This is a genomic window from Clostridium psychrophilum (genome assembly GCF_018861705.1).
Classification (GTDB): Bacteria; Bacillota; Clostridia; order Clostridiales; family Clostridiaceae; genus Clostridium_AD; species Clostridium_AD psychrophilum.
This window is the reverse complement of the sequence record NZ_JAHLEC010000019.1, coordinates 1-23,132: the sequence shown is the minus strand read 5'-3', so window position 1 is coordinate 23,132 and position 23,132 is coordinate 1. Positions and strand designations below refer to the sequence as shown.

General features: G+C 29.4%; 24 protein-coding genes. 2 read left to right on the top strand and 22 right to left on the bottom strand.

What is annotated here, in order from left to right; genetic code table 11:
* Positions 1-30 precede the first annotated feature (30 nt).
* From KPL38_RS06415 to KPL38_RS06335, 17 genes are all read right to left on the bottom strand, one after another.
* Positions 31-636, bottom strand: a complete 606-nt coding sequence (locus KPL38_RS06415; protein ID WP_216288322.1) for an MBL fold metallo-hydrolase — start codon at positions 634-636, stop codon at positions 31-33.
* A 19-nt stretch (positions 637-655) separates the two neighbouring features.
* Positions 656-1,093 (bottom strand): D-aminoacyl-tRNA deacylase, encoded by a 438-nt coding sequence (dtd, locus tag KPL38_RS06410; RefSeq protein WP_216288321.1) that lies wholly within the window; start codon positions 1,091-1,093, stop codon positions 656-658.
* Between the two features lie 36 nt (positions 1,094-1,129).
* Entirely contained in the window at positions 1,130-3,310 is a 2,181-nt protein-coding gene (locus KPL38_RS06405) for a RelA/SpoT family protein (RefSeq protein ID WP_216288320.1), read from the bottom strand.
* Positions 3,311-3,437: 127 nt separating this feature from the next.
* Positions 3,438-3,956 (bottom strand): adenine phosphoribosyltransferase, encoded by a 519-nt coding sequence (locus KPL38_RS06400; protein WP_216288319.1) that lies wholly within the window; start codon positions 3,954-3,956, stop codon positions 3,438-3,440.
* A gap of 133 nt (positions 3,957-4,089) precedes the next feature.
* A complete protein-coding gene (locus tag KPL38_RS06395) occupies positions 4,090-4,968 on the bottom strand; it encodes a DHH family phosphoesterase (protein ID WP_246577839.1) in 879 nt (292 codons plus the stop codon).
* Positions 4,969-5,159: 191 nt separating this feature from the next.
* Entirely contained in the window at positions 5,160-6,026 is an 867-nt protein-coding gene (secF, locus tag KPL38_RS06390; RefSeq protein ID WP_216288318.1) for a protein translocase subunit SecF, read from the bottom strand.
* 4 nt (positions 6,027-6,030) lie between these two features.
* Positions 6,031-7,290 (bottom strand): protein translocase subunit SecD, encoded by a 1,260-nt coding sequence (gene secD, locus KPL38_RS06385; protein WP_376769019.1) that lies wholly within the window; start codon positions 7,288-7,290, stop codon positions 6,031-6,033.
* A 58-nt stretch (positions 7,291-7,348) separates the two neighbouring features.
* A complete protein-coding gene (scfB, locus tag KPL38_RS06380; RefSeq protein WP_216288316.1) occupies positions 7,349-8,713 on the bottom strand; it encodes a thioether cross-link-forming SCIFF peptide maturase in 1,365 nt (454 codons plus the stop codon).
* Positions 8,714-8,772: 59 nt separating this feature from the next.
* Complete coding sequence (scfA, locus tag KPL38_RS06375; RefSeq protein ID WP_216288315.1) at positions 8,773-8,910, bottom strand: six-cysteine ranthipeptide SCIFF; 138 nt, start codon at positions 8,908-8,910, stop codon at positions 8,773-8,775.
* Between the two features lie 69 nt (positions 8,911-8,979).
* Positions 8,980-9,348, bottom strand: a complete 369-nt coding sequence (locus tag KPL38_RS06370) for a TIGR04086 family membrane protein (protein ID WP_216288314.1) — start codon at positions 9,346-9,348, stop codon at positions 8,980-8,982.
* Between the two features lie 103 nt (positions 9,349-9,451).
* Positions 9,452-9,742, bottom strand: a complete 291-nt coding sequence (yajC, locus tag KPL38_RS06365) for a preprotein translocase subunit YajC (RefSeq protein ID WP_216288313.1) — start codon at positions 9,740-9,742, stop codon at positions 9,452-9,454.
* A gap of 130 nt (positions 9,743-9,872) precedes the next feature.
* Positions 9,873-11,003 (bottom strand): tRNA guanosine(34) transglycosylase Tgt, encoded by a 1,131-nt coding sequence (gene tgt / locus KPL38_RS06360; RefSeq protein WP_216288312.1) that lies wholly within the window; start codon positions 11,001-11,003, stop codon positions 9,873-9,875.
* A gap of 124 nt (positions 11,004-11,127) precedes the next feature.
* Complete coding sequence (gene queA / locus KPL38_RS06355) at positions 11,128-12,153, bottom strand: tRNA preQ1(34) S-adenosylmethionine ribosyltransferase-isomerase QueA (protein ID WP_216288311.1); 1,026 nt, start codon at positions 12,151-12,153, stop codon at positions 11,128-11,130.
* Between the two features lie 81 nt (positions 12,154-12,234).
* A complete protein-coding gene (gene ruvB / locus KPL38_RS06350; RefSeq protein ID WP_216288310.1) occupies positions 12,235-13,242 on the bottom strand; it encodes a Holliday junction branch migration DNA helicase RuvB in 1,008 nt (335 codons plus the stop codon).
* Positions 13,243-13,256: 14 nt separating this feature from the next.
* The gene (gene ruvA, locus KPL38_RS06345; protein WP_216288309.1) at positions 13,257-13,856 is read right to left on the bottom strand and encodes a Holliday junction branch migration protein RuvA; all 600 of its coding nucleotides are present in this window, start codon (positions 13,854-13,856) and stop codon (positions 13,257-13,259) included.
* A 253-nt stretch (positions 13,857-14,109) separates the two neighbouring features.
* The gene (locus KPL38_RS06340; protein WP_216288308.1) at positions 14,110-14,874 is read right to left on the bottom strand and encodes a hypothetical protein; all 765 of its coding nucleotides are present in this window, start codon (positions 14,872-14,874) and stop codon (positions 14,110-14,112) included.
* 117 nt (positions 14,875-14,991) lie between these two features.
* Positions 14,992-15,987, bottom strand: coding sequence for a YbgA family protein (locus KPL38_RS06335; protein WP_216288307.1), 996 nt, complete (start codon positions 15,985-15,987; stop codon positions 14,992-14,994).
* A 282-nt stretch (positions 15,988-16,269) separates the two neighbouring features.
* Between KPL38_RS06335 and aat the strand changes: the two genes are divergently transcribed.
* Positions 16,270-16,938 carry a leucyl/phenylalanyl-tRNA--protein transferase gene (aat, locus tag KPL38_RS06330; protein WP_216288306.1) on the top strand — a complete coding sequence of 223 codons (669 nt, stop codon included), beginning with the start codon at positions 16,270-16,272 and terminating at the stop codon, positions 16,936-16,938.
* 96 nt (positions 16,939-17,034) lie between these two features.
* Here the strand turns inward: aat and splB are convergent, their stop codons facing one another.
* The 4 genes from splB to KPL38_RS06310 all read right to left on the bottom strand — a co-directional run bounded on the left by splB (position 17,035) and on the right by KPL38_RS06310 (position 20,370).
* Entirely contained in the window at positions 17,035-18,045 is a 1,011-nt protein-coding gene (gene splB / locus KPL38_RS06325) for a spore photoproduct lyase (RefSeq protein WP_216288305.1), read from the bottom strand.
* A 103-nt stretch (positions 18,046-18,148) separates the two neighbouring features.
* Positions 18,149-18,382, bottom strand: coding sequence for a hypothetical protein (locus tag KPL38_RS06320; RefSeq protein WP_216288304.1), 234 nt, complete (start codon positions 18,380-18,382; stop codon positions 18,149-18,151).
* A gap of 27 nt (positions 18,383-18,409) precedes the next feature.
* A complete protein-coding gene (locus KPL38_RS06315; RefSeq protein ID WP_216288303.1) occupies positions 18,410-19,273 on the bottom strand; it encodes a methyltransferase domain-containing protein in 864 nt (287 codons plus the stop codon).
* 65 nt (positions 19,274-19,338) lie between these two features.
* Positions 19,339-20,370, bottom strand: a complete 1,032-nt coding sequence (locus tag KPL38_RS06310) for an AI-2E family transporter (protein ID WP_216288302.1) — start codon at positions 20,368-20,370, stop codon at positions 19,339-19,341.
* 282 nt (positions 20,371-20,652) lie between these two features.
* Between KPL38_RS06310 and KPL38_RS06305 the strand changes: the two genes are divergently transcribed.
* Complete coding sequence (locus KPL38_RS06305; RefSeq protein WP_216288301.1) at positions 20,653-20,913, top strand: glutaredoxin domain-containing protein; 261 nt, start codon at positions 20,653-20,655, stop codon at positions 20,911-20,913.
* A 431-nt stretch (positions 20,914-21,344) separates the two neighbouring features.
* Here the strand turns inward: KPL38_RS06305 and KPL38_RS06300 are convergent, their stop codons facing one another.
* Complete coding sequence (locus KPL38_RS06300) at positions 21,345-22,619, bottom strand: DEAD/DEAH box helicase (RefSeq protein WP_216288300.1); 1,275 nt, start codon at positions 22,617-22,619, stop codon at positions 21,345-21,347.
* Positions 22,620-23,132: the final 513 nt, after the last annotated feature.

Genomic DNA, 23,132 nt, shown 5'->3' with positions numbered 1-23,132 from the left:
ATATTTTAGTATTATTTTACTCTACATTAATCATGTGAGAAATGAATTATATAACTTTTCATTACCTATTGTAGTATATGATCCGTGGCCTGGATACACTATAGTCTCATCATCAAGACATAAAAGCTTTGATTTAATACTATTAATTATAGCATTAAAATTTCCACCAGTTAAATCTGTTCTTCCTATTGAACCTTCAAAAAGAGTATCCCCAGTGAAAGCAGAATTATTTATTAAAAAACTCATTCCTCCTGGAGAATGTCCTGGTGTATCAATACATTTAATCTTCAAGTTGGATATAGTTATTATATCTCCATCCTTTAATAATTTATCGGCTCCTTCTTCAATAAGAGGTCCAAATAATTCAGCACCTTTAGCAATAAGATCCTCATCTGTTTTGCTTATACATACTACTGCCTTTGTTATAGATTTTAACTCTGCAACACCTGATGTATGATCTGAATGTCCATGTGTCAAAAGTATATATTTTACCTTTGCCTTTAGGGAATCTATAACTCTAACAATATCATCCACATTACCACCCGGGTCTATTACTATTGCTTCATTGGTATTCTTATCCATTATTACATAACAGTTAGCTTGATATACTCCTGTAACAATTTTTTTTATTACCATTTTATACCTCCTAAAGCTTTTACTTGCTCTCTAACAGTAGTGTTACTGGTCCATCGTTTTGTATATATACCTGCATATCTTCTCCGAATTCTCCAGTTTTAACTTCACCTAACACTTCTTTGCATTGCTTTACAAATTCTATATATAAAATTTTAGATTGTTCTCCACCAAGTGCTTTCATAAAATTAGGTCTTCTTCCCTTTCTACAATCACCATATAATGTGAACTGAGAAACTATAAGAAGTTCTCCTTTGATATCTAATAGAGATAAATTCATTTTTCCGTCTTCATCAAAAATTCTCAAATTTAATATTTTATCTCTTAAATATTTTATATCTTCTTGTGTATCACCCTCACATATTCCAAGCAATACATTTAATCCATTACCTATTTCACTAATTAATTTTCCATCTATCTCAACTTTTGAAGATTTAACTCTTTGAACTACTGCTCTCATAAATACTCATCTCCCAAATTAAATAGATCTTTTCAATTAGTTTTTAATTCTATAAACTTCTATTACACCAGTCAATCTATTCATTTTCTTAAGTAATTCTTTCAAATTTTCAACACCAGCAACCTTAAGTTTTATATTTATAACAGCTACATTATTTTTTAGAGTTTTTGCATTTATTGAGTATAACTGTGTTTTTGTAAGTGTTATTACTTCCATTATGTTCGACAATAAACCATATCTATCATCTGCTTTGATTTCAATTTCAGTAATATAGTCTTTTCCCTCAGAAGCTCCCCAGCTTACCTCAACCACTTTGTTTACATCATTTTTTGTAAGTGCCTCAATGTTCTTACAATCCCGTCTGTGAACAGAAACTCCACGTCCTTTAGTTATATATCCTATTATTGCATCTCCAGGAACTGGGTTACAACATTTAGCGAACCTTACAAGAACATTTCCTTCACCTTTAACTATTAACCCTTGATAATCCATTTTCTTTTTTTCATCTTTATTAGTACCTTTTGCTATATTTTGCTCAATTTCTTCAACAGTCATATTTTCTTTGTTTTTCTTTTCAAAAACTTCTCTTAATCTATTAACTACAGTAGATGGCATAATATCTCCAACTCCTACATAAGCAAATAAATCATCTAAAGTTCTAAAATTATATTTTTTGTATATTTTTTCTATCGCATCACCCTTAGCAATCTCCCCAAAATTATATTCTTGCCTTTTAGATTCTCTTTCTAATAACTCTTTACCTTTCTCAATACTCTCATCACGTTTTGCCCTTTTAAACCAAGATTTAATTTTGCTTTTAGCTTGATTACTTTTAGTAATATTAAGCCAATCGATATTAGGGCCCTTAGCAGTAGGTGAAGTTAAAATTTCAACTATCTCACCCGTTTTTAAATGATATTCTAATGGTACCATTTTTCCATTAACCTTAGCACCAATACACTTATGGCCTACATCTGTATGAATTCTGTATGCAAAATCAATCGGAGTCGCATCAAGTGGCAAATTAATTACTTCTCCCTTTGGCGAAAACACAAAAACTTCATCTGAAAACAAATCAATTTTAAAACCTTCCATGAACTCCTCAGCATCAAAAGTTTCTCCTTGCCATTCAAGAATATCTTTTAACCAGGAAAGTTTAGAATCAAGATTTCCATCTTCATTATTTTCAGCGCCCTCTTTATATTTCCAATGAGCTGCTATACCATACTCTGCAGTTTTGTGCATTTCATAAGTTCTTATTTGAATCTCAAAAGGTTTTCCGTGGGGTCCTATTACAGTTGAATGCAAGGATTGGTACATATTTGGTTTTGGCATTGCAATATAGTCTTTAAATCTTCCTGGAATTGGTTTATAAACTGTATGTACTATGCCAAGTGCGGCATAGCAACTTCCAATATCTTTAACTAAGATTCGAACAGCAGTTAAATCAAAAACTTGATCTAAAGTCTTATTTTTAGTAACCATTTTTCTGTAAATGCTGTAAAAATGTTTTGGTCTACCATCAATATCAGATTCTATTCCAACACTATTTAAATTATGCTTTAATTCCAGTATTATATTTTTTATGTTCGCTTCTCTCTCAACTCTTTTTTCTGCAATTTTCCTCACTAAATTATAATATTCATTTGGATTTAGATACCTTAAAGATAGGTCCTCAAGCTCCCACTTAATCTTAGACATTCCAAGTCTGTGAGCAAGTGGTGCATAAATATCCAAAGTTTCTTTTGCCTTTTGTTTTTGTTTTGCAAGAGGCATATATTTTAATGTGCGCATATTATGAAGTCTATCTGCAAGTTTTATAAGTATAACTCTAATATCCTTTGCCATAGCAAGTAGCATTTTACGAACATTATCAGCCTGTTCCTCTTCCTTAGTCTTATATTTTATAAGACCAAGTTTAGTTACACCTTCAACTAAATTTGCAACTTCTACATTAAACTCTTTTTCTATATCTTCAAAAGTGTATACAGTATCTTCAATTACATCATGAAGTAAGCCAGCAATAATTGTGCTAGTATCAAGTCCCATTTCGGCTAGTATACATGCTACTTCTAATGGGTGCACAATATAAGGCTCCCCCGACTCTCTCTTTTGTTCTTTATGCGCAGCATAAGAAAAATTAAAAGCCTTTATAATGAGATCTTTGTCTACAGTATTACAATTATTTTCAATTTTATGTAACAATTTTTCCAACATGGCTTATACACTCCTAAAATCAAAGGCTGGTTAAATAACCAGCCAATACTTTTTACTAATATTATATAATATTTTGTAGATTTATGCAATTTTATTTAAAAACTCACTTCACTAAGTTAAATAGATATTATTTATTATATTTTACAAGTGACATTATGTTATAATCATGCAATCTACCTTTTCCATTAAGATCTGTTAACTCAATTACAAAATTTAAGGAAACAACAATACCGCCCATTTGCTCTATGAGTTTTGTTACTGCTACAACTGTACCTCCTGTCGCAAGTAAATCATCTACTATCACAACTCTTTGTCCAGGCTTTATGGCATCTTTATGAATTTCAAGTTTATCTGTGCCATATTCAAGTGAATACTCAATTTCTAAAGTCTCAGCAGGAAGCTTACCTGGTTTTCTAACTGGTACAAACCCTGCTCCAAGACCATAAGCCACAGGTACACCAAATAAAAATCCTCTTGCTTCCGGTCCTACTATAACATCTACATGTTTGTCTTTTAAGTATGACACCATTTTATCTATAGTATACTTAAGTGCACTTGCATCTTGCAATAATGTAGTTATATCTTTAAAACTAATACCATCTTTTGGAAAATTTTCTATTATTCTAATGCTATCCTTTAAATCCATGGTTATTCCCCCTAAAATAAAATGAAATTCTACAATCAGACGAACTTTAAATTCTTTTTATTTTTTACTTGTACAAAACATTATATACTATAATGTCTTATATATACAACGAAAAAATTATGTAAGTACTTCATTAAGTTAAAACACTATTCTTTGATTCTTTATCTAAATATTTTGATATCTGAAGTGCCCTATTTTTATCTGAGGTTATAAATAACTCAACAACTATTTTAGCATTATCCATTCTTCCGACAGGATTTATTGTAGGCATTACTTTTAATGCTAACTTTAATACTGTGTCTTCATCAATAATCTTAATATTGTGAGTTTTTATTAATGCACAAATCCCATAATTGTTTGTACACTTTAGTTGCTTTATACCAACGTCTGCAATTATTTCGTTTTCACTTTCAAGCTTTGTTTTGCTATAAATAGTACCTATCATTACCAAGTCCATATATTTGTTTATAGATTCCATTTTATAATATGATGAAATTGCTTGAGCTAGCTTAAAAGTAATTCCTGATGTACATAATCCTTCGAATGGATATTTACATCCTTTTTGTTTTGGATTAACAACAATAGTACTCGGAACATATTTAATAGGTTGATGATAATCTGTAATAATAACATCAATTCCAATGTGTTTACATAGTTCTACTTCATTGTAAGAATTTATGCCACACCCTAAAGTTATTATAAGCCCTGGTCCAAAATATTTTATATGATCTGTAATATCTTTTTCAACCAAATCACGACTTTCACTTATTTTACTCGGTATAAAATACTCTACATCTGCATTTAGAAACTTAAGTACTAACATCAATAAGGAAATTGCCGTAATACCATCAACATCATAAAATCCATAGAGGACAATTTTTTCTCTCTCATTTATAGATTTAACAATTCTATATAATGCAGCCTCCATCCCTTTTAATAAAAATGGATTATACATATTATTATCTATAAATTTTTTGTTATTCTTTTGCATGTTTTTAATACAATCCACCATAAAAGCTCCTCGAAGTTAATAGAAAACATATTAATCATAATTTAAGTACATGATTTTCTACTCAATAATTAATTTATAATTTCACATACTATAGTATAAAAAGGCAAAGAAGTACCTAATATATCATACTTCTCTGTCTTTAATTTTAAGTTTCAGAATTATAAATTGTGCAGAAGACAACAGTAGTATTTTTAAGCTGTTGCTTTCTTTTTTCTATTTTTTAGTAACACCCAAACAGGGCTTGCTATAAAGATCGAAGAATAACATCCAACTGCTATTCCAATAATTAATGGACCACTTAACTCTCTTATAGATGGTACAAGTGCATATACTGCAATTATACTAATTAATACTGTCATAACTGTATTAATTGATCTTGATAAAGTTTGTGTAATACTCTTATTAACAATCTGTTCTACAGAAGCTTTTCTCATAATTCTCTGATTTTCTCTTATCCTATCAAATATAACTATAGTATCATTAATAGAATAACCAATTACAGTCAGAATGGCTGCTATAAAAGTTGCATTTACTGGTATTCTGAACACTGCATATACTCCAACTGTAATTAATACATCATGTAGTAATGCAATTATAGCTGCAGCCCCAAATTTAAATTCGAATCTTAAACCAACGTATATTAACATACAAATTGTAGCAAAAATTAATGCTTTAATTGCTTTTGATTCTAATTCACTGCCAATAGATCCACCAACTGTATTTTGTGAAATTAATTTGCTAGATTTAAAATTAGTATTAATGTCTCTTACCATTGTTGCAATTTGATCAGCCGAAAGCACGTCACTTTTTACAGTTATTTCGATGTTCTTGCCATCATTTACTGTTTTAGATAAGTATTCACCTTTAGCAACCTTATCAACTATTTTATCTACATCAGCCTTATTAAATTGTTGATTCATACCTACAGTTAGTGCCGTACCACCTTTAAAATCTATACCTAAGTTAAGCCCTTTTGTTGCCATGAATCCCATTCCTATTACAATTATTAATAGAGACATAGCAAACCATATTTTAGTTTTTTCAACTATTTTTAACATATGTTTACCCCCTCTTCACACCAAAATGGGATAATTTATTTAGTATTCCCACTTCAATCGCTAATTTTAATAAGAATTTAGTACATGTAAGTGCTGTAAATATACTTATAAGTATACCAATTACCAATGTAAGTGCAAAACCTTTAACTGATCCTGATCCCATTGAATAAAGAACTACACCAGAAATTATTGTTGTTATGTTTGAATCCAGTATTGATGGCAATGCTCTGTGAAATCCAGAATGTACTGAAGATTTTATTGATTTTCCAGTTCTAAGCTCTTCTCTTGTTCTTTCAAATATTAGAACATTAGCATCAACTGCCATTCCTATTGTCAGCAAAAATCCTGCTATACCAGCAATAGTCAAAGTTACATTCATTAATGAGAATGCACCAAGAACCAAAACTACATATAAAATCAAAGATATATCAGCTATAATACCTGGGACTCTATAATATAGAAGCATAAACAATAATACAAATAATGTTCCTATTGCTCCAGCTTTCATGCTTTGTGATAATGCATTTGAGCCTACCGTAGCACCAACAGTTTGAACAGAAACAGCTTTTAATGTTACAGGTAATGCTCCTGATTTAATAATTTCAGATTGTTTTGTAGCTTCTTCTAATGTCTTACTTCCTGTAATAACAGCCTTACCATCAGTTATAGCTGCATCCACTCGAGGATTAGTTAATAAATCAGAATCCATATATATAGCAATTGGCTGTCCTATAAATTTTTCTGTTGCTACAGCAAATTTTTTCTTCCCTGATTCATTAAATTCTAGACCAATAGCAGGTTGATTGTCATCGTTTGTGTATGCTGTAGAATCCTTTACGTCTTTACCTGTAAGGATTACCTTTTTATCAGGTCCTACAAATTTAAGTGTTCCTGATTTTGCAACAGTATCAAGAATTTCTTTAGAATCGAATTTACCCGGGATATCAATTCTAATTCTCTTAATACCTTCTTTAGCAACTGCTGTCTCACTAACTCCCATTTTATTGACTCTCATTGAAATAAGTTCAATGGTTCTATCTAAGGTTTTGTTATCAACATTTCCACCTTGAACCTCTTCGAGTACTGAAATTCCACCCTGTATGTCTAGGCCCTTATTAATTGTTTCTGTAAATGGTTTAAATCTATAATCCCCTATTGTAAGTCCATGAAAGCCAGTAAATGCCAATATTCCAATAACTAAAACACTGATTAAAAAAAGTATCGTACTCTTTTTCTTCTTCATCTTTTTCCCCTTTCGCTGCATATTTAAAAGCTAACTGTTCTACAAATAGAAAATTTTATTAAAGATTAAACAAATTTTCTTATTTATCCATAGTTTTTGCTTTTAAGGCTATAGCACATTCTATCCTCTTTTTTTGCATCTTGCAGCCAATTTCATAAGGAATATGCATATCTCCATTGAAGTTATAGTTATTTGCTTGACATCCACCACTACAATAAAATTTAGCCCAACATTTAACACATGTAGGTTTGTTATAAATATGTGCTTCTTTGAACTCTTGTACCATTTTTGTATTAGTAATTCCATTATATATGTCGCCCATAAGGAAATCTTTATTACCAACAAATTGATGACATGGATATATATCTCCATCTGGAGTAACCGCTATATATTCATGACCTGCTCCGCATCCAGCTATTCGTTTGTAAACACAAGGTCCACCTTGCAAATCTATATTAAAATGGTAAAATTTAAATTCATTTCCATCTTTGTGTCTCTTGAGCATATCTTTGTATAATTTATCATATTGCTCAAAAATAACTGGTAAATCTTCCTCTCTAAGTGAAAGCTCATGTTCAGGTGGTAATACTACTGGTTCTATAGATATTTCTTTAAACCCTAAATCTGCCATATGTTTAATATCTTCATAAAAATCAGTATTTAGTCTAGTGAAGGTTCCTCTGACATAGTATTGTTTTGACTTATCCCTCATATCAACCATCTTTTTAATCTTTGGGAGTATCCTATCATATGACCCACTACCATCTACTTTTACTCTTACCTTATCATTTACAGATTTTCTACCATCTATGCTAAGTACTATATTACCCATATTTTCATCTAAATACTTCATAACTTCATCACTAAGTAATGTAGCATTAGTTGTCATCGTAAATCTTATAGATTTGTTATAGATTTTTTCTTGTTTTTTTGCATACTCTACAACTTTCTTTATCAAATCAAAAGCCATAAGTGGTTCTCCACCGAATAAATCAACCTCAATGTTCTTTCTTGGCCCAGAATTTTTTATAACAAAATCAATTGCTTTCTTGGCAACTTCTATAGGCATTGCTTTTCTAACGCCATGATACTTACCCTCATCGGCAAAACAATATTTACATCTTAGATTACAATCTTGTATTATATTAAGGCACAGTGCCTTTATGTAAGGTTCTGATTGTCCACCTTTCATTGCAATTTCTTTATATAAATCTTCTGTATATAAAGTTCCTTGCTTAATTAAGCTCTCAATTTCGTCATATACTTCCTCAATATTTTTTATACTATACTTTTCTTTAAATTCTTCTATTAAATCTTCTTTTTTCCTTAATGAATTAGTATCCAAAAGATCATAAACTATTTCATCCACTACATGTAGTGCTCCAGAATTTACATCAATTACATAATATTCGCCATCTTGAATAAATTTATGAATAAGTGCCAATTTATTTCCTCCTAACTAAATTTAAAGCAGTAACTCTAGTTACTGCCCCTTTTATAATATTAATTTTCACAAGCTAAGTTAGCTACTGTACAAGAAGTTTTACATGCTGATTGACATGAATTAGCACATTCCTTGCATCCAGGTTTTTTTAAACTTTCTCTGATTGTTGCTGCATTTATAGTTTTTATATGTTTCATTTTTATTCCTCCATATCCTAAAGTTGACTTATACATTATATCATAATATTGTACCTAAATAAAGTATTCCTAGAGATTTATTCCAAGCATTCCAGACAAACCACCTATACCTAAAGCTAGAGCTGTTCTTATAATTTCCCTTGTGTCAATAGCAATACTCCCACCACCACAAACTTTCACCAAGTATAAAACTAACATATACGTAGCCGCTACCATAATACCCATTAACCAGCCTTTTTCTCCTGCTTTTTTCGCAGCAAATACTGAGCCATAAAGCACGCTAACTAATGTTATTACAATATAGAAAACAGATGTTACCTTCATACTAGCTGGTAAATATGTTGTTATTATAGAATAAATTACTAATATAATTAAGGTTAAAATTGCAGCCCTAAATACGCCTTCTCCAGCACAAGAATATTTTAATTTATTTTCCATACAAACTCCCCCTTTCTATATAGATTCCGATAAAAAGAATACTTTTTTAGTTGAAATCTATAATATTAAATATGATTTAGAAAGGGGGTTTATTACCTTTTTTCTACTTTTTCTCCGCTACTTCTGAAGTACTTACATTAATTGCTGATCCTATTCCGCTTTTGGCTAGTTTAATTCTAGTTCTGTCTGGACCACTTTCTAAAATAATGTACTCATCTTGAATATTAATGATTTTACCCATCATACCGCCTTTAGTCATTACTTCATCGTTAATTTTTAAATTACTTAAAAGTGCAGCATATTTTTTCTTTCTTTTATTTTCTGGTATAAAGATTACTAAATAAAACACTGCAAGCATTAAAATTAAAGGTAACAAAGTTCCTATTGATTGCATTTATATTTTCCTCCTTCCTATATTACTTTTTAAAACTTATAATAAATGATTTCCTTAATATAATAAATGATAAGGAATTAAATACTTCCTTATTATTACTTTTACAAGTTAATCATATTATAGTAAATAATTATGCTTTCTCATTCCACATAGCAAGTTTTTCTGCCTTAAACTCTTCAAAACAATCATTATCAATGGCATCTCGAATATCTTGCATAAGTTTATTATAAAAATATAAATTATGAAGTACACAAAGCCTCATGGCAAGCATTTCTTTTGCCTTGAATAAGTGCCTAATATATGCTCTTGTATAATTTTTACAAGTAGGACATTGACATCCTTCATCTATAGGTGTTGCGTCTAATTCAAATTTAGCATTCATCATATTCATTCTACCATTTTTAGTGAATACATTTCCATGTCTTCCATTTCTTGCTGGTAAGACACAGTCAAAAAAATCTACCCCTCTTGATACAGCTTCTAAAATGTTACTTGGATATCCAACACCCATAAGATATATTGGTTTATCTTGAGGTAAGTATGGGACAACTGCATCAATAATTCTATACATTTCTTCATGGCTCTCTCCAACAGCAAGGCCTCCTATAGCATAACCATCGAGATTCATTTTACTAATTGTTTTAGCATGCTCTATTCTAATGTCTGCATATGTTCCGCCTTGATTTATACCAAATAACATTTGTTTTTTATTTAAAGTATCTTCGCGCAGATTTAACTTATTCATTTCAACCTTGCAACGTTCAAGCCATCTTGTAGTTCTTGCTACTGAATCTACTACGTATTCTCTCGTAGAAGGATTTGGGACACATTCATCAAATGCCATTGCTATGGTAGATCCTAAATTACTTTGTATTTGCATACTTTCTTCAGGTCCCATAAATATCTTTTTGCCATCAATATGAGAATTAAAATAAACTCCTTCTTCTTTAATCTTTCGCATCTTAGCTAAAGAAAAAACTTGATATCCACCTGAATCTGTAAGAATTGGTCTATCCCAATTCATAAATTTATGTAATCCACCTAATTTTCTTATAACTGTATCCGTTGGCCTTAAGTGCAAGTGATAAGTATTAGATAATTCCACTTGGCAATTAATTTCTTTTAAATCCATAGTGGAAACAGCACCCTTAATAACAGCTAGTGTCCCTACATTCATAAATACTGGAGTTTGAATTGTACCATGAGGTGTTATTAACTCACCACGTCTTACTTTACCACTTTTCTTAAGTAATTTATACATACTTACCCTTCTTTCTGTACAATAATTAAAAGTTGGCTGCTTAGCCCCGTTTAATCTCGAATTTAACTTTAATAAGAAAGCTAGTCAATATAATACTAGCCTCATCTATTCTGAGATTAGATATCTAATGTAGAAACATTGCGTCTCCAAAACTAAAAAATCTATATTTTTCTTTTACAGCTATATCATATGCGCTCATAATTAAATCTTTACCCGCAAAAGCACTAACTAACATTATTAGTGTAGATTGTGGTAAATGAAAATTAGTTATTAAAGCATCAACGATTTTGAATTTATATCCTGGATAAATAAATATATCTGTCCACCCTGATTTTTCACATACTTTTCCATTATCATCTGCAATACTTTCAAGTGTTCTGTTAGAGGTTGTGCCTACTGCAATTACTCTCCCACCATTTTCTTTTGCTGAATTTATTATCTCTGCAGTTTCTTTATTTAACATATAATACTCTGAATGCATTTCATGTTCTTCAACTATTTCAGCTTTCACAGGTCTAAAAGTACCTAGTCCTACGTGTAGTGTTACAAAAGCAATTTTAACTCCCTTAGTCTTGATTTGTTCAAGTAGTTCTTTCGTAAAATGAAGTCCTGCAGTTGGAGCTGCGGCCGATCCTTCCTCTCTCGAGTATACAGTTTGATATCTTTCTTTATCTTTTAATTTTTCAGTTATATAAGGAGGTAGTGGCATCTCGCCAAGTTTATCTAAAATTTCTTCAAAAATTCCATCATATTCAAATTCGACAATTCTACTTCCACCTTCTGAATCACTAATAACAGTTGCTTTAAGATCTCCATTACCAAAAATAAATCTAGACCCTATCTTTGCTTTTTTTCCTGGTTTTACTAAGGTTTCCCAATGATTAATATCTATTCTCTTAAGGAGAAGAAATTCCATTTTTCCGCCAGTTCCCTCTTTTACTCCTAAAAGTCTTGCTGGTAATACCCTAGTATTATTTAGCACTAAACAGTCTCCTGAATTCAAATAATCTATTATGTTTTTAAAATGTCTGTGCTCTATCTGTTTAGTAGTTTTATTAACTACCATAAGCCTAGATTCATCCCTTATTTCAACGGGATGTTGAGCTATAAGCTCCTTAGGTAGGTCATAATTAAAATCCTTTACTCTCAAAAAAACTACACCCTTTCTTTATACAAAATTATTTAAAACGTACTTTAGCTATTATTAAATGTTATTGTTTATTAATCTTTCTTATCTTTTCATTCGTCTGTTTAAATGTTGATATGCTTTTTTAGAAGCTATTCTTCCCCTTGGTGTTCTTATTATAAATCCTTTTTGAATTAAATACGGTTCATAAACATCCTCAAGAGTCCCTATTTCTTCTCCTACAAAATAAGATAAAGTTTCTATGCCCACTGGTCCACCATTAAAGTTATCTATAATAGCTGTAAGCATTTTATTATCTATTCTATCAAAACCTTCGTCATCAATTTCTAGAAGTTCTGCCGCAGATTTTGCTACATTTAAATCAATAATTCCATTTCCCTTAACATCACAATAATCTCTTACCCTCTTAAGCAATCTATTGGCAATTCTCGGGGTTCCTCTTGATCGCCTTGCAATTTCTACTGCTGCATCTTTTGTAATATTCACCTTCAAAATAGAAGCAGACCGAATTACTATTTCTTTTAGCTCACCTTTTGTATAATATTCCATAGAACTTAACACGCCAAATCTATCACGAAGAGGGGCCGTTAATAACCCAATCCTAGTGGTTGCACCAATAAGTGTAAACTTAGGTAAATCGAGTCTTATAGATTTTGCAGATGCCCCTTTCCCAATTACAATATCTAGTGCATAGTCCTCCATAGCCGGATATAATATTTCTTCTACGGCCCTGTTAAGCCTATGTATTTCGTCAATAAAAAGCACATCATAATCGCTCAGACTTGTTAAAATAGCTGCTAAATCTCCTGCTCTTTCAATTGCTGGTCCAGAAGTTACTTTTAAATTACCCTTCATTTCCTTTGCAATAATATTAGCAAGTGTTGTCTTCCCAAGGCCTGGCGGTCCATATAAAAGTACGTGATCTAGGGCTTCTTCTCTATTTTGAGCTGCTTTGATAAATATACTCAATTTTTCTTTTGTCTTTGATTGGCCAATATATTCACTAAGATTTTGAGGCCTTAGTGAATATTCAGCATCTGCATCTTCTTCCATTATGGAGGAAGTAATAATTCTTTCCTCAGTATCATCCATAGTATGTTCCCACCTTAATTCATTAAATATTTCAAACAATCTTTAATTATATTTTCAAGTGATTGTTCCCTGCTTACAGAATTTAATGCCTTTTCTGCTTCCTTCTCAGAATATCCTAGTGAAATAAGAGCTCCCAAAACTTCATTAAGTTTTGTATCTTCTACTAAATTAATCCCTAAATTTTTTGAAAGATCATGAGCATCAGATTGCTCAATATGTATTTTTTCTCTAAGTTCTAAAATTATTCTTTGAGCAATCTTCTTACCTATGCCTGGCGCCCTTGTTAAAGTTTTTTCATCTCCCGATACAATGGCATATTTTAAATTTAAAACACTGCAAATAGAAAGTAATGATAATCCAGCTTTTGATCCAACTCCATTTATGCGAGTTACAAGACTGAACATTTCTAACTCATCTTTTGTTAAAAAACCATACAACCCAATAAAATCTTCTCTAACAATTTGTTTTATATATAACAATACATTCTCGTTTGTTTTAGGCATATTTGCCATAGTACTTCCAGAAGTATATATTCTATAACCCATACCATTATTATCTACTACAATATAATCTTTATTAATACCTACAAAAATTCCCTTTATATATTCGTACATGATACTTCCTCCTTGATGCTTCTCTCGTAAATATCAATCACTAATTATTTTCACCAATTTAAATTCAACTATTTTTACAACGACTATATATTACTTTACCACCTAAACGGTATTAATTCAATAATTAACACACATGAAAATAAAAAATAGATCAAAAATCCTTAAGAAATTAATTTCTTAAGGATTTTTGATCTTAGGAAATATACATTTCTTAAGGTTAATTTTATATATTTTTATAAATGACATGAATATGTTAAGACTTTAGTAATCCTCTTGCATAATCAAATGCTTTTTCTGGAGTTTTAAATTCCCCTTTGTCATATTCATCATTATTCTCAATATCTTTGCTACCATCATTGTCTTTGCTATATTTTCTTCCCCTAATTAAATCATTCACGAGTCCATCTTTTTCTTTTAATTCACTTATCTTAATATATTGTAACTCACCTTTGTCCTTAGACTTAAAATCATATTTCAACTGTTTACCATTTGTAGCATATACATTCGAATTAAATAGTTTATGAGATACTATATTCCCATTTTTATCTGTTTTGTAAATCGTTACTAAATCGCCATATACTCCCAAGAAATATCTATTAGGTTTATATCTGTATCTATTACTAATATTTACAAAAACTACTTCATCAGAATTCATATTAGAAACTAAGTATCCTTGATTTTTAAAAAACTCATTAAGTTCTGATTGAGTTTTTCTATTTAACACTTTAGATTCATAAAAATATTTTTCAAGAACCATATTTCTTACCACGTTATCTTTATAATTGATTTTAAAAATAAATTTAGTATCCTGGCCTACCCTTGTTAAATTAGTAGTCATGGAAGTTTGTATCAAATCGCTAGTATTGGTTTTAGCAATGAATTTTAAAAATGGTAATGTACTACAGGTTTCAAGTTTTAAATTATTTTTATTCATAAAGTGCGTGAGAGAATAGTTTGCACCAATAAAAGTAATTAAAATTATTGTCAATAGTGAATATAAAAGTTTTCTTTTTTTCATATTATCCCTCCTTACTTGGAATTATGTCCAAATAAGGTTAATTAATTCAATATTTATAAAATATATTATAACAATTCAATATTTATAAAATATATTATAACAATTAAATATTTTATGTCATTTATTTAATCCCTTACCAGAATCAGTAACATTATCTAATTGTAGAGGATAAGGTTCAAAGAAAGTTTGATTAACAAGATTTTTTTCTTCAAAACGTATTGCATTTGATTTTATAACATAAAGAGGAACACTAAAAGGTACTTTACTTTCTCTATATTGCTCTATTGTATTTAAAATAAACTCTTTTTCTCTATGTGTTAATTTATCCGAAAAGTAACCCATAGATTTTGTAAGCACATTTATATTTGATGTGTATCTAGGTAATTTGTTAAGGGCAAGACTAAGATTTTTTGCATATTCTTTATAAACTTGCTTGACATTTAATTCTCCATGTCTCCCTACTATACTGCCTAATATTTTTAGTTGTTTTTGATTATATGACATTAAAAGAAGTTTGTTAGTTCTATGAAACTCTACTAAATCTTCTATAAGCATATTTTCTTCTATAACTCTAAAGTTCTTCATAATATATAGTTTTGTTAAAAAATGTTGTCTTATATTATAGTTTTTAACTCTCCCATCATCTTCAACAGCCAAATAATGAAAAGATTCCATCACAAGTTCACCGAATAATCCTTTACCCTTTACTGATGCTGAACCCTTTCCAATCCCTTTGTATATTTTTACTTCCTTTATACCACAAGATGGGGATTTGCTCTTTAGTAAAAAACCATCGACCTTTGGAATATTTAAAAGGAACTCTTTTCCAAACTCGTACATTTCTTTACTTAATTCTCTTTCTGTTTGATGTTGTACTAACCTTGTAGGTGATAACTCATCTTCTTTGATTACTCTTATTGCTTCTCTAGGTGTTTCTAAACCTATTTGAACTTCTGGGCACACCGTTATAAAATCTACATAATCCTTTAGTTTTTCTATTAAATTGCAACTATCCTTCTGACCATTATACCTACATGCTTCAAACCCTAAGCATCTACTTACAACAACCACTGGTTTTACATTATTTATTCTTTCATTGTAAGATAACTTCATATAAAAACATCCTCTCAAAATTTTAGTTGATATATTATATATATTAACACTTTTAAAAAAAATATACTTTTTTATTTCTAGCATGCTCATTAATGTGCTTTTTATCCATTTTTTGTAGTTATAATATTATTTACCAAAATAATATTTATGTAGATTTTTTTAAAATTATTACATCTATAATGTTATTATAGAAGTTGTTAAGTTATTTTAAATATAAGATTATAGTGTAATATAATTTTAAAATATAAATTATAATCACGTATATTTAGAAAGGAGTTGATTATGACAGTTTATAGATTATCAAATGATTTAGTATTTCCAAACCCATCTTTTTCAGATGATGATGGTCTTTTAGCTATTGAGGGCGATTTATCTGTGGAAAGATTATTACTTGCATATTCTAATGGAATATTTCCATGGTACTCAGATGATGACCCAATACTTTGGTGGTCACCTGATCCAAGATTTATTATTTATCCAAAAGATATTAAAACTTCTCACTCTATGAAAAAATTAATTAAAAAAGATACATATAAAGTTACCTTTGATACTTGTTTTAGAGATGTTATATCTAATTGTTCAAGTGTTAGGAAAAAAACAGGCACATGGATTACGCCTGAAATGATAGAAGCTTACTGCAACCTTTATGAACTTGGGTTTGCTCATTCAGTTGAGACTTGGCTTGATGATAAATTAGTTGGTGGACTTTATGGTGTAAGTTTGGGAAAATGTTTTTTTGGTGAATCAATGTTTTCAACTATGGATAACGCCTCTAAAACAGCATTTATTGCCCTCGGCAAGGTTTTAGAAAGCAAAGGATTTATTCTAATTGATTGTCAAGTTCATACAAATCATTTAGAAAGTTTAGGAGCAATTAATATGCCCAGGAAAGAATTTTTAGAAATTGTAAAAAAAGGAATTTCGATTTTACCACTAAAATTATGCTTTTAATTTGCCTACATTTTTCAAATAAACCATTATAAAGGCTAGCCCTTATAATGGTTTATTTGAATTACTATTTTATATAGCAAATAAACAATCTCATTTCTATGTAAAATAGTCAATTATTGCATTATCGAAATTGTTGTTTATAAGATTAGAAATATAATTTCTTATTTCCTCACTCTCGTTTTTTTTATAAACATATTTAAATTTACCATAAGGACCCCATTTTAGTAATCTCATTTCTTCGTTTAAATCAAGTTTAGTATTCTTAAATCTTTGAATTATAAGTTCCTTTGCAGCTTTTGTAAATCTATGTTGAATAAGTTCAAAACTTATTTCATCATTGTAATCCTCTAATGCTATTTTTAATGTATCTATTAATTCCTTATATTCTTCTTTCCAATTATCATATATCATAATTGGTGCAATTAAAAATCCTATTGGATATCCAGCAGCAGCAATTTTTTTAATAGCCAATAATCTCTCATGAAAATCTGCTGTATTATGTTCAAAATTATTTATTACGTAACGCGAGTTTACCGTAAATCTAAACTTTGTATGCTTGTTATGATTTAGCTTCAGAAAAGGATCAACATCATCAAATTTTGTTACAAGCCTTAGCCTACCTTTTGAACTTTTGCCAAAAAATTCAATGCACCTTTTTAGATTTCCACTTAAATGTTCAAGAGCAATAGGATCAGTGATACTTGAACACTCAAAAGCAGTGATTTTTGGATAATTATCATCTATATAACTTTGAATGACTTCCAAAATCTCTTCAATATTAAGAAAAATCTTCATAAAAGGTTTTTCACCTTGAGTAGTTTGAAGATAGCAGTATTCACAATTAGCTGGACAAGAACTAGATAAAGAAAATTGATAGTCTGCAGATGGTTTACAACTCACTAATTTTTTTTGCCCATTTGTCGTAAATAAAACAGTCTTTTTAGCAGTTGCGTAATTTTTTTCAGGTGATCCACTATCAATTACCACCTTTTTAGAATTAACAATTGGCACATTTAGTTTTTCTAGATAATTTATAATTTTTTTTGATGATTCATATTTTAATATCTTAGGATCTATATATGCAATATCTGGTATAAACAACTTCATTATTTTCACCTCATGGGTATTATTTTATTAAATAAAGTTATTTATACATTTTATATTATTGTATTCTTTCCAATTCCTATTTATATTCTTTGTAATATAATATTTATCTAGTATTATGTTTGTTGATTACCTTGTTTCTTAATTTTTTACCCAACGTTTCTCCTAAGAATCTATCAAGCATTTCATCCTTAGTAGCCTTACTTTCTACGAATATATTAAATTTTTTACAAAGCTTGCCTAAATCTCTTTTACTTATGTCATAAGTTGTAATAAAACTTTTTGCAGTCTTAATACTTGTCATAACTATTACACGTTTATACATTTCATCATTAGTCATAAATGCACCTCTAATATTTTATAGATTTTACTTAACTTTTTCATATACGCTTATAATAAAGTGAAGTGCAGTTGACAAATTTGGAGTACTGCTTGCTTTTTCACTCATACATTTGTCAAAAGTCCAATAGTAAGGAGTCATTGAAATAAGATTTTTTACACTTTCACTATCTTCAATGTGAATATTGTACTTTACCTGTGTGCTTTTTATTAATTTAAAACCTTCAAAAGATAAATCTTTTTCATCATGTTTTCTAGGATTTACATATAATATCTCCTTTAACCCATATAAATGTTCAATCCCAGGGGTTACCACAACTAGCTTACCATTATCTCTTAATACCCTCTTAAGTTCAGTATCATCAGAAGGTGCAAAATTTCTGATAATAATGTCTATAGTATTTGACATTATAGGCAAATTAAAGTTACTACTTACAATAAAGTTAACATTTTTATCTCTTTGAATTGCGTGAGTAATTGCGGTTTTCGAAATATCTACACCGTAAAAATCAAATTCTTTATCTATTAAAGAATTTGATTTTTGGTTACATATCGCTTCCTTTAGTCTTGATAAAAAATATCCTTCACCGCAACCAACATCAAGTACATTTGTATTGCTTGTGCTTATGTTTGATATTATTATCTCATTCAATTTTTCAGAGAAAATATGATAGTAACCCTTATTTAAAAAGTCCTTGCGCCCTTCCATCATTTCTTTGCTGTCCCCGGGATCTTTTGTTTTCTTTTGATTTGCTAATAGAAGATTAATATATCCTTTGCTAGCAATATCATAAGAATGATTATTTAAGCATATGTATTGTTTCTCATGTTTTTTTAATCCTAAATTGCATACAGGACATTTTAGGATGGATTCCATATTTTCTATTGCCACAAAAATCACTGCCTTTCTTAAACACCATTAAATTCATTTATATCTTTATTTTAAGTAATAATTTGTTATATTTTCGTTTCGCTTTTTTCGTTAAGCTCCACTCCAACTAAATCTAACACAAATATAAAAATTGGTATACCCAGTATAAGACCCCAAGTTCCCATAAAATGTTCTGAAACTATTAATATCGCAAATGTAAAAAATATAGGAAGGTGTGTTGTATCAGACATAAACTTTGGATTCAACACATAACTCTCAATAGCATGTATTACGAAAATCATTATAAGTACAAATAAGACTTTAATTAATCCACCTATTTTAAAAGCGATTAAACATAGTGGCACAAGGGAAATAAATACTCCCGCCACAGGTACAAGACTTAAAATAAATATCATAAATGCAAGAGCAAACAATTGCGGAAATCCCATTATAGTAAGTCCAACAACAGATAATACTGTATTAGTTATAGCTATCATTATTTGTGCCTGTATAACTTTACCAAAAGAATTTAAAAAGTTATTACCAAAATAGCTAAAATAATCATATGCCACAGATAATTTACTATGTTTAAACTTGTATACAAACATTAAAATACTATTTTTTTGCAGGATAAACACTAAACTTAACAAAAGTGCCATAAAAAAATTTATACTCCATTTTCCCAAATTAGTTACAAAAAGCATAATACCTTGTATACCCGCTTTAGCATAACTTGCTATGTCAATTCTATTAAATATTGGTGATAAATATAACATAACCCCTTTTGTGCCTTTTGTAAATTTGGTATATTCCAATTTATCTAAAATAATTATACTTTCAGAAATAGCAATTGGTATATATTTCACAGCAAGAAGAACTATAGTAACTGTTATAAACACATATATAATTATTGTAATAAGCGTTGAATTAACTTTTACAATTTTACTTATTTGATTAACTAATAAGCTTTGCATACTATTAACTAAATAAGTAATCATAAAAGTTAATAAAATCAAATTGAAAATAGATCTTATTAAGTATAAAAACAATACTATTGTTACAAATATTAGTATTTTAACCATTGATTCTCTCTTGCATAGCTGTTTTATTGTTTGCATTTATGTTCTCCTCATTTTCTTATATTAATTAATAATAGAAATTTTCTTTATGTTTTTCAGGTATTAATTATAATAATTTGTTTTTAGACTAGTTTATTATAACAAATTTTTTAACTTATATCTATTAATTACGATTAGTTGCCTTAATTATTTGGTTATTTTTATTTATTGCAATTTACTTATATACTCCGCTATACTAAACTTAATATTTATAAAGGTGTAAATGCTATTGATATATTTAATATTATATATTATAATATTAAAGTTTGGTGGTGATAATAAATGAAACCGGTAATTATGTTTGTAACTGAATGGTGTCCATACTGTAAAAAAGCACTTGCTTGGATGGAAAATATAAAAAAACAAAATCCACAATATGCCGATATAGAAGTTAAAATAATTGATGAAGAACTTCGACCTGATATAGCAAAACAATATACTTACTATTATGTACCTACTTATTATGTTGATGGGATTAAAATACATGAAGGCGTTGTCTCTAAAAATATTGTAAATAAGATATTTGAAAAGGCATTTAAATAAGAAAAAAAATAGACACCCAATATTTAACAAGAAATGTAAGAAGAAATTTTAAAAATTCTTCTTACATTTCTTATTTTAATACATTTTACTATATTTATTCATATTCTTCAAAACTAAATAAGCCAATCTTTCAACTTAATTATTATTAAATTATTATCTTTTTATATAAATATTTTATTTATATTTCACGTATACCTTTTGAGTTTCTGGCTACACTATCATTGTAGTCGACAAGCAAACATTAATCTTATAATAGGGAGATGTTAGTTATGTTAATTAATAAATTACTCGTGATTTCACTCGCAAGCAGTATTGCTAGGGCTAAAAACGGTGACTACTAAATAGTTCTGTATGAAATTTAAAATACAGAGTAGTAAAGCCAATGATTATTATTAATGATCATTGGCTTTACGCTTTCTATTTTGTCTTATTTATCTTTTCGATCCTGTATTTCTAGATTGTTGTCTTCCGCCTTGATTTCTTCCATTTCTTCTTGCATACCCATTTGAATGAGATCTTGAATTAAAAGTTTTTTTAACTTCAACCTTATTTGGTATTACTTCTACATCACTTGCAGGATAAGGATGGTCCTCAATTACTGGTATTGATTTAGATATAACCTTTTCAATATCCTTAAGATATTGTTTTTCCTCTGCATCACAAAAGGATAATGCAACTCCACCAAGCCCAGCTCTGCCAGTTCTGCCTATTCTGTGAACATAGGTTTCTGGAATATTTGGCAAATCAAAATTAATTACATGAGATAATTCTTCTACATCAATACCTCTTGCAGCTATATCCGTTGCAACTAATACTCGTGTTAAACCACTTTTAAAATTATTCAATGCAAGTTGTCTAGCATTTTGCGATTTGTTGCCATGTATAGCTTGTGCCTCTATTCCTTCATTATTTAGATCCTTAGTGATTTTATTTGCTCCATGTTTTGTTCTTGAAAATACTAAAGCAGATTTTATTGATTTGTCTTTTAATATATGAATAAGTAATTGTTTTTTATTTTTTTTATCAACAAAATACACCGCCTGATCAATAAGATCAATCGTTGAAGAAACAGGTGTAACTGCTACTTTCACTGGATCTATAAGAATAAAATCAACAAGCTTTGAGATTTCTTTTGGCATAGTTGCTGAAAATAACATAGTCTGTCTGACTTTAGGCAATTGCGCAATAACTTTTTTTACATCACGCAAGAAACCCATGTCAAGCATACGATCTGCCTCATCTAGTACAAACATTTCCACATGATGTAAGTTAATAAACTTCTGTTGCATTAAGTCAAGTAATCTACCTGTAGTTGCTATTAAAATATCTACTCCATCTTTTAAAGCATCAGTTTGTTTTTTTTGTGATACTCCACCAAAAATAACTGTACTAGTAAGATTCATGTATTTACCATATGATTCAAAACTCTCTCCAGTTTGAATTGCAAGTTCCCTAGTAGGTGCAAGTATTAAAGCCTTTATATGTTTTGGTCCCTTTATAACCTTTTGTTTTCCACAAAGAGTTTGTAAAATAGGAATAGCAAAAGCTGCAGTCTTTCCGGTGCCTGTCTGAGCACAACCTAGAAAGTCTTTACCCTCCAGTATATTAGGAATAGCAGCTTCTTGTATAGGGGTTGGTTCTACATATCCCTCATCTTTTAAAGCCTTTTTTATTGGTGTTATTAATAATAAGTCATCGAATAACATTTTTTCTCCTTTGGAAGTGGCTGTCTTTAACTTTAAATGTCGCAAATCACTAATATCCTGTTATGAATCTTCTTGAAAATTGGAAACAACAACTTTCTTCCATGATTGTATTGCATCTAAGAAACCACCTTTTATTAGTGATATGAGCATATTTAGGCTGATTAATCTTCATTTAGTTCCGACTTTATAGGTCTTTGATATATAAATAAATATGTTTCACTTTTATCAACTTCAATTATATAATTGTTTCTTTTAATGTTCGTTGCACTCATATTTGCTAATTATAACATATTTCGAGCTTTCTTGCTATTTTCTTAATTGCTATAATCTTTTAGATTGCAGTAAAATGAATATTTATAATGATTTACCACAAACTAAAACTAGTAAATTTATTATATTTACGATAGTGTTAACTAACTTATGAAAAAACAATAATGGAAATATTAGGATTTAGAATGTGGGTTGAAAAGTGAAAATGTATCCTGAAGAAATTTAATGTTGCTTTATTTGTTG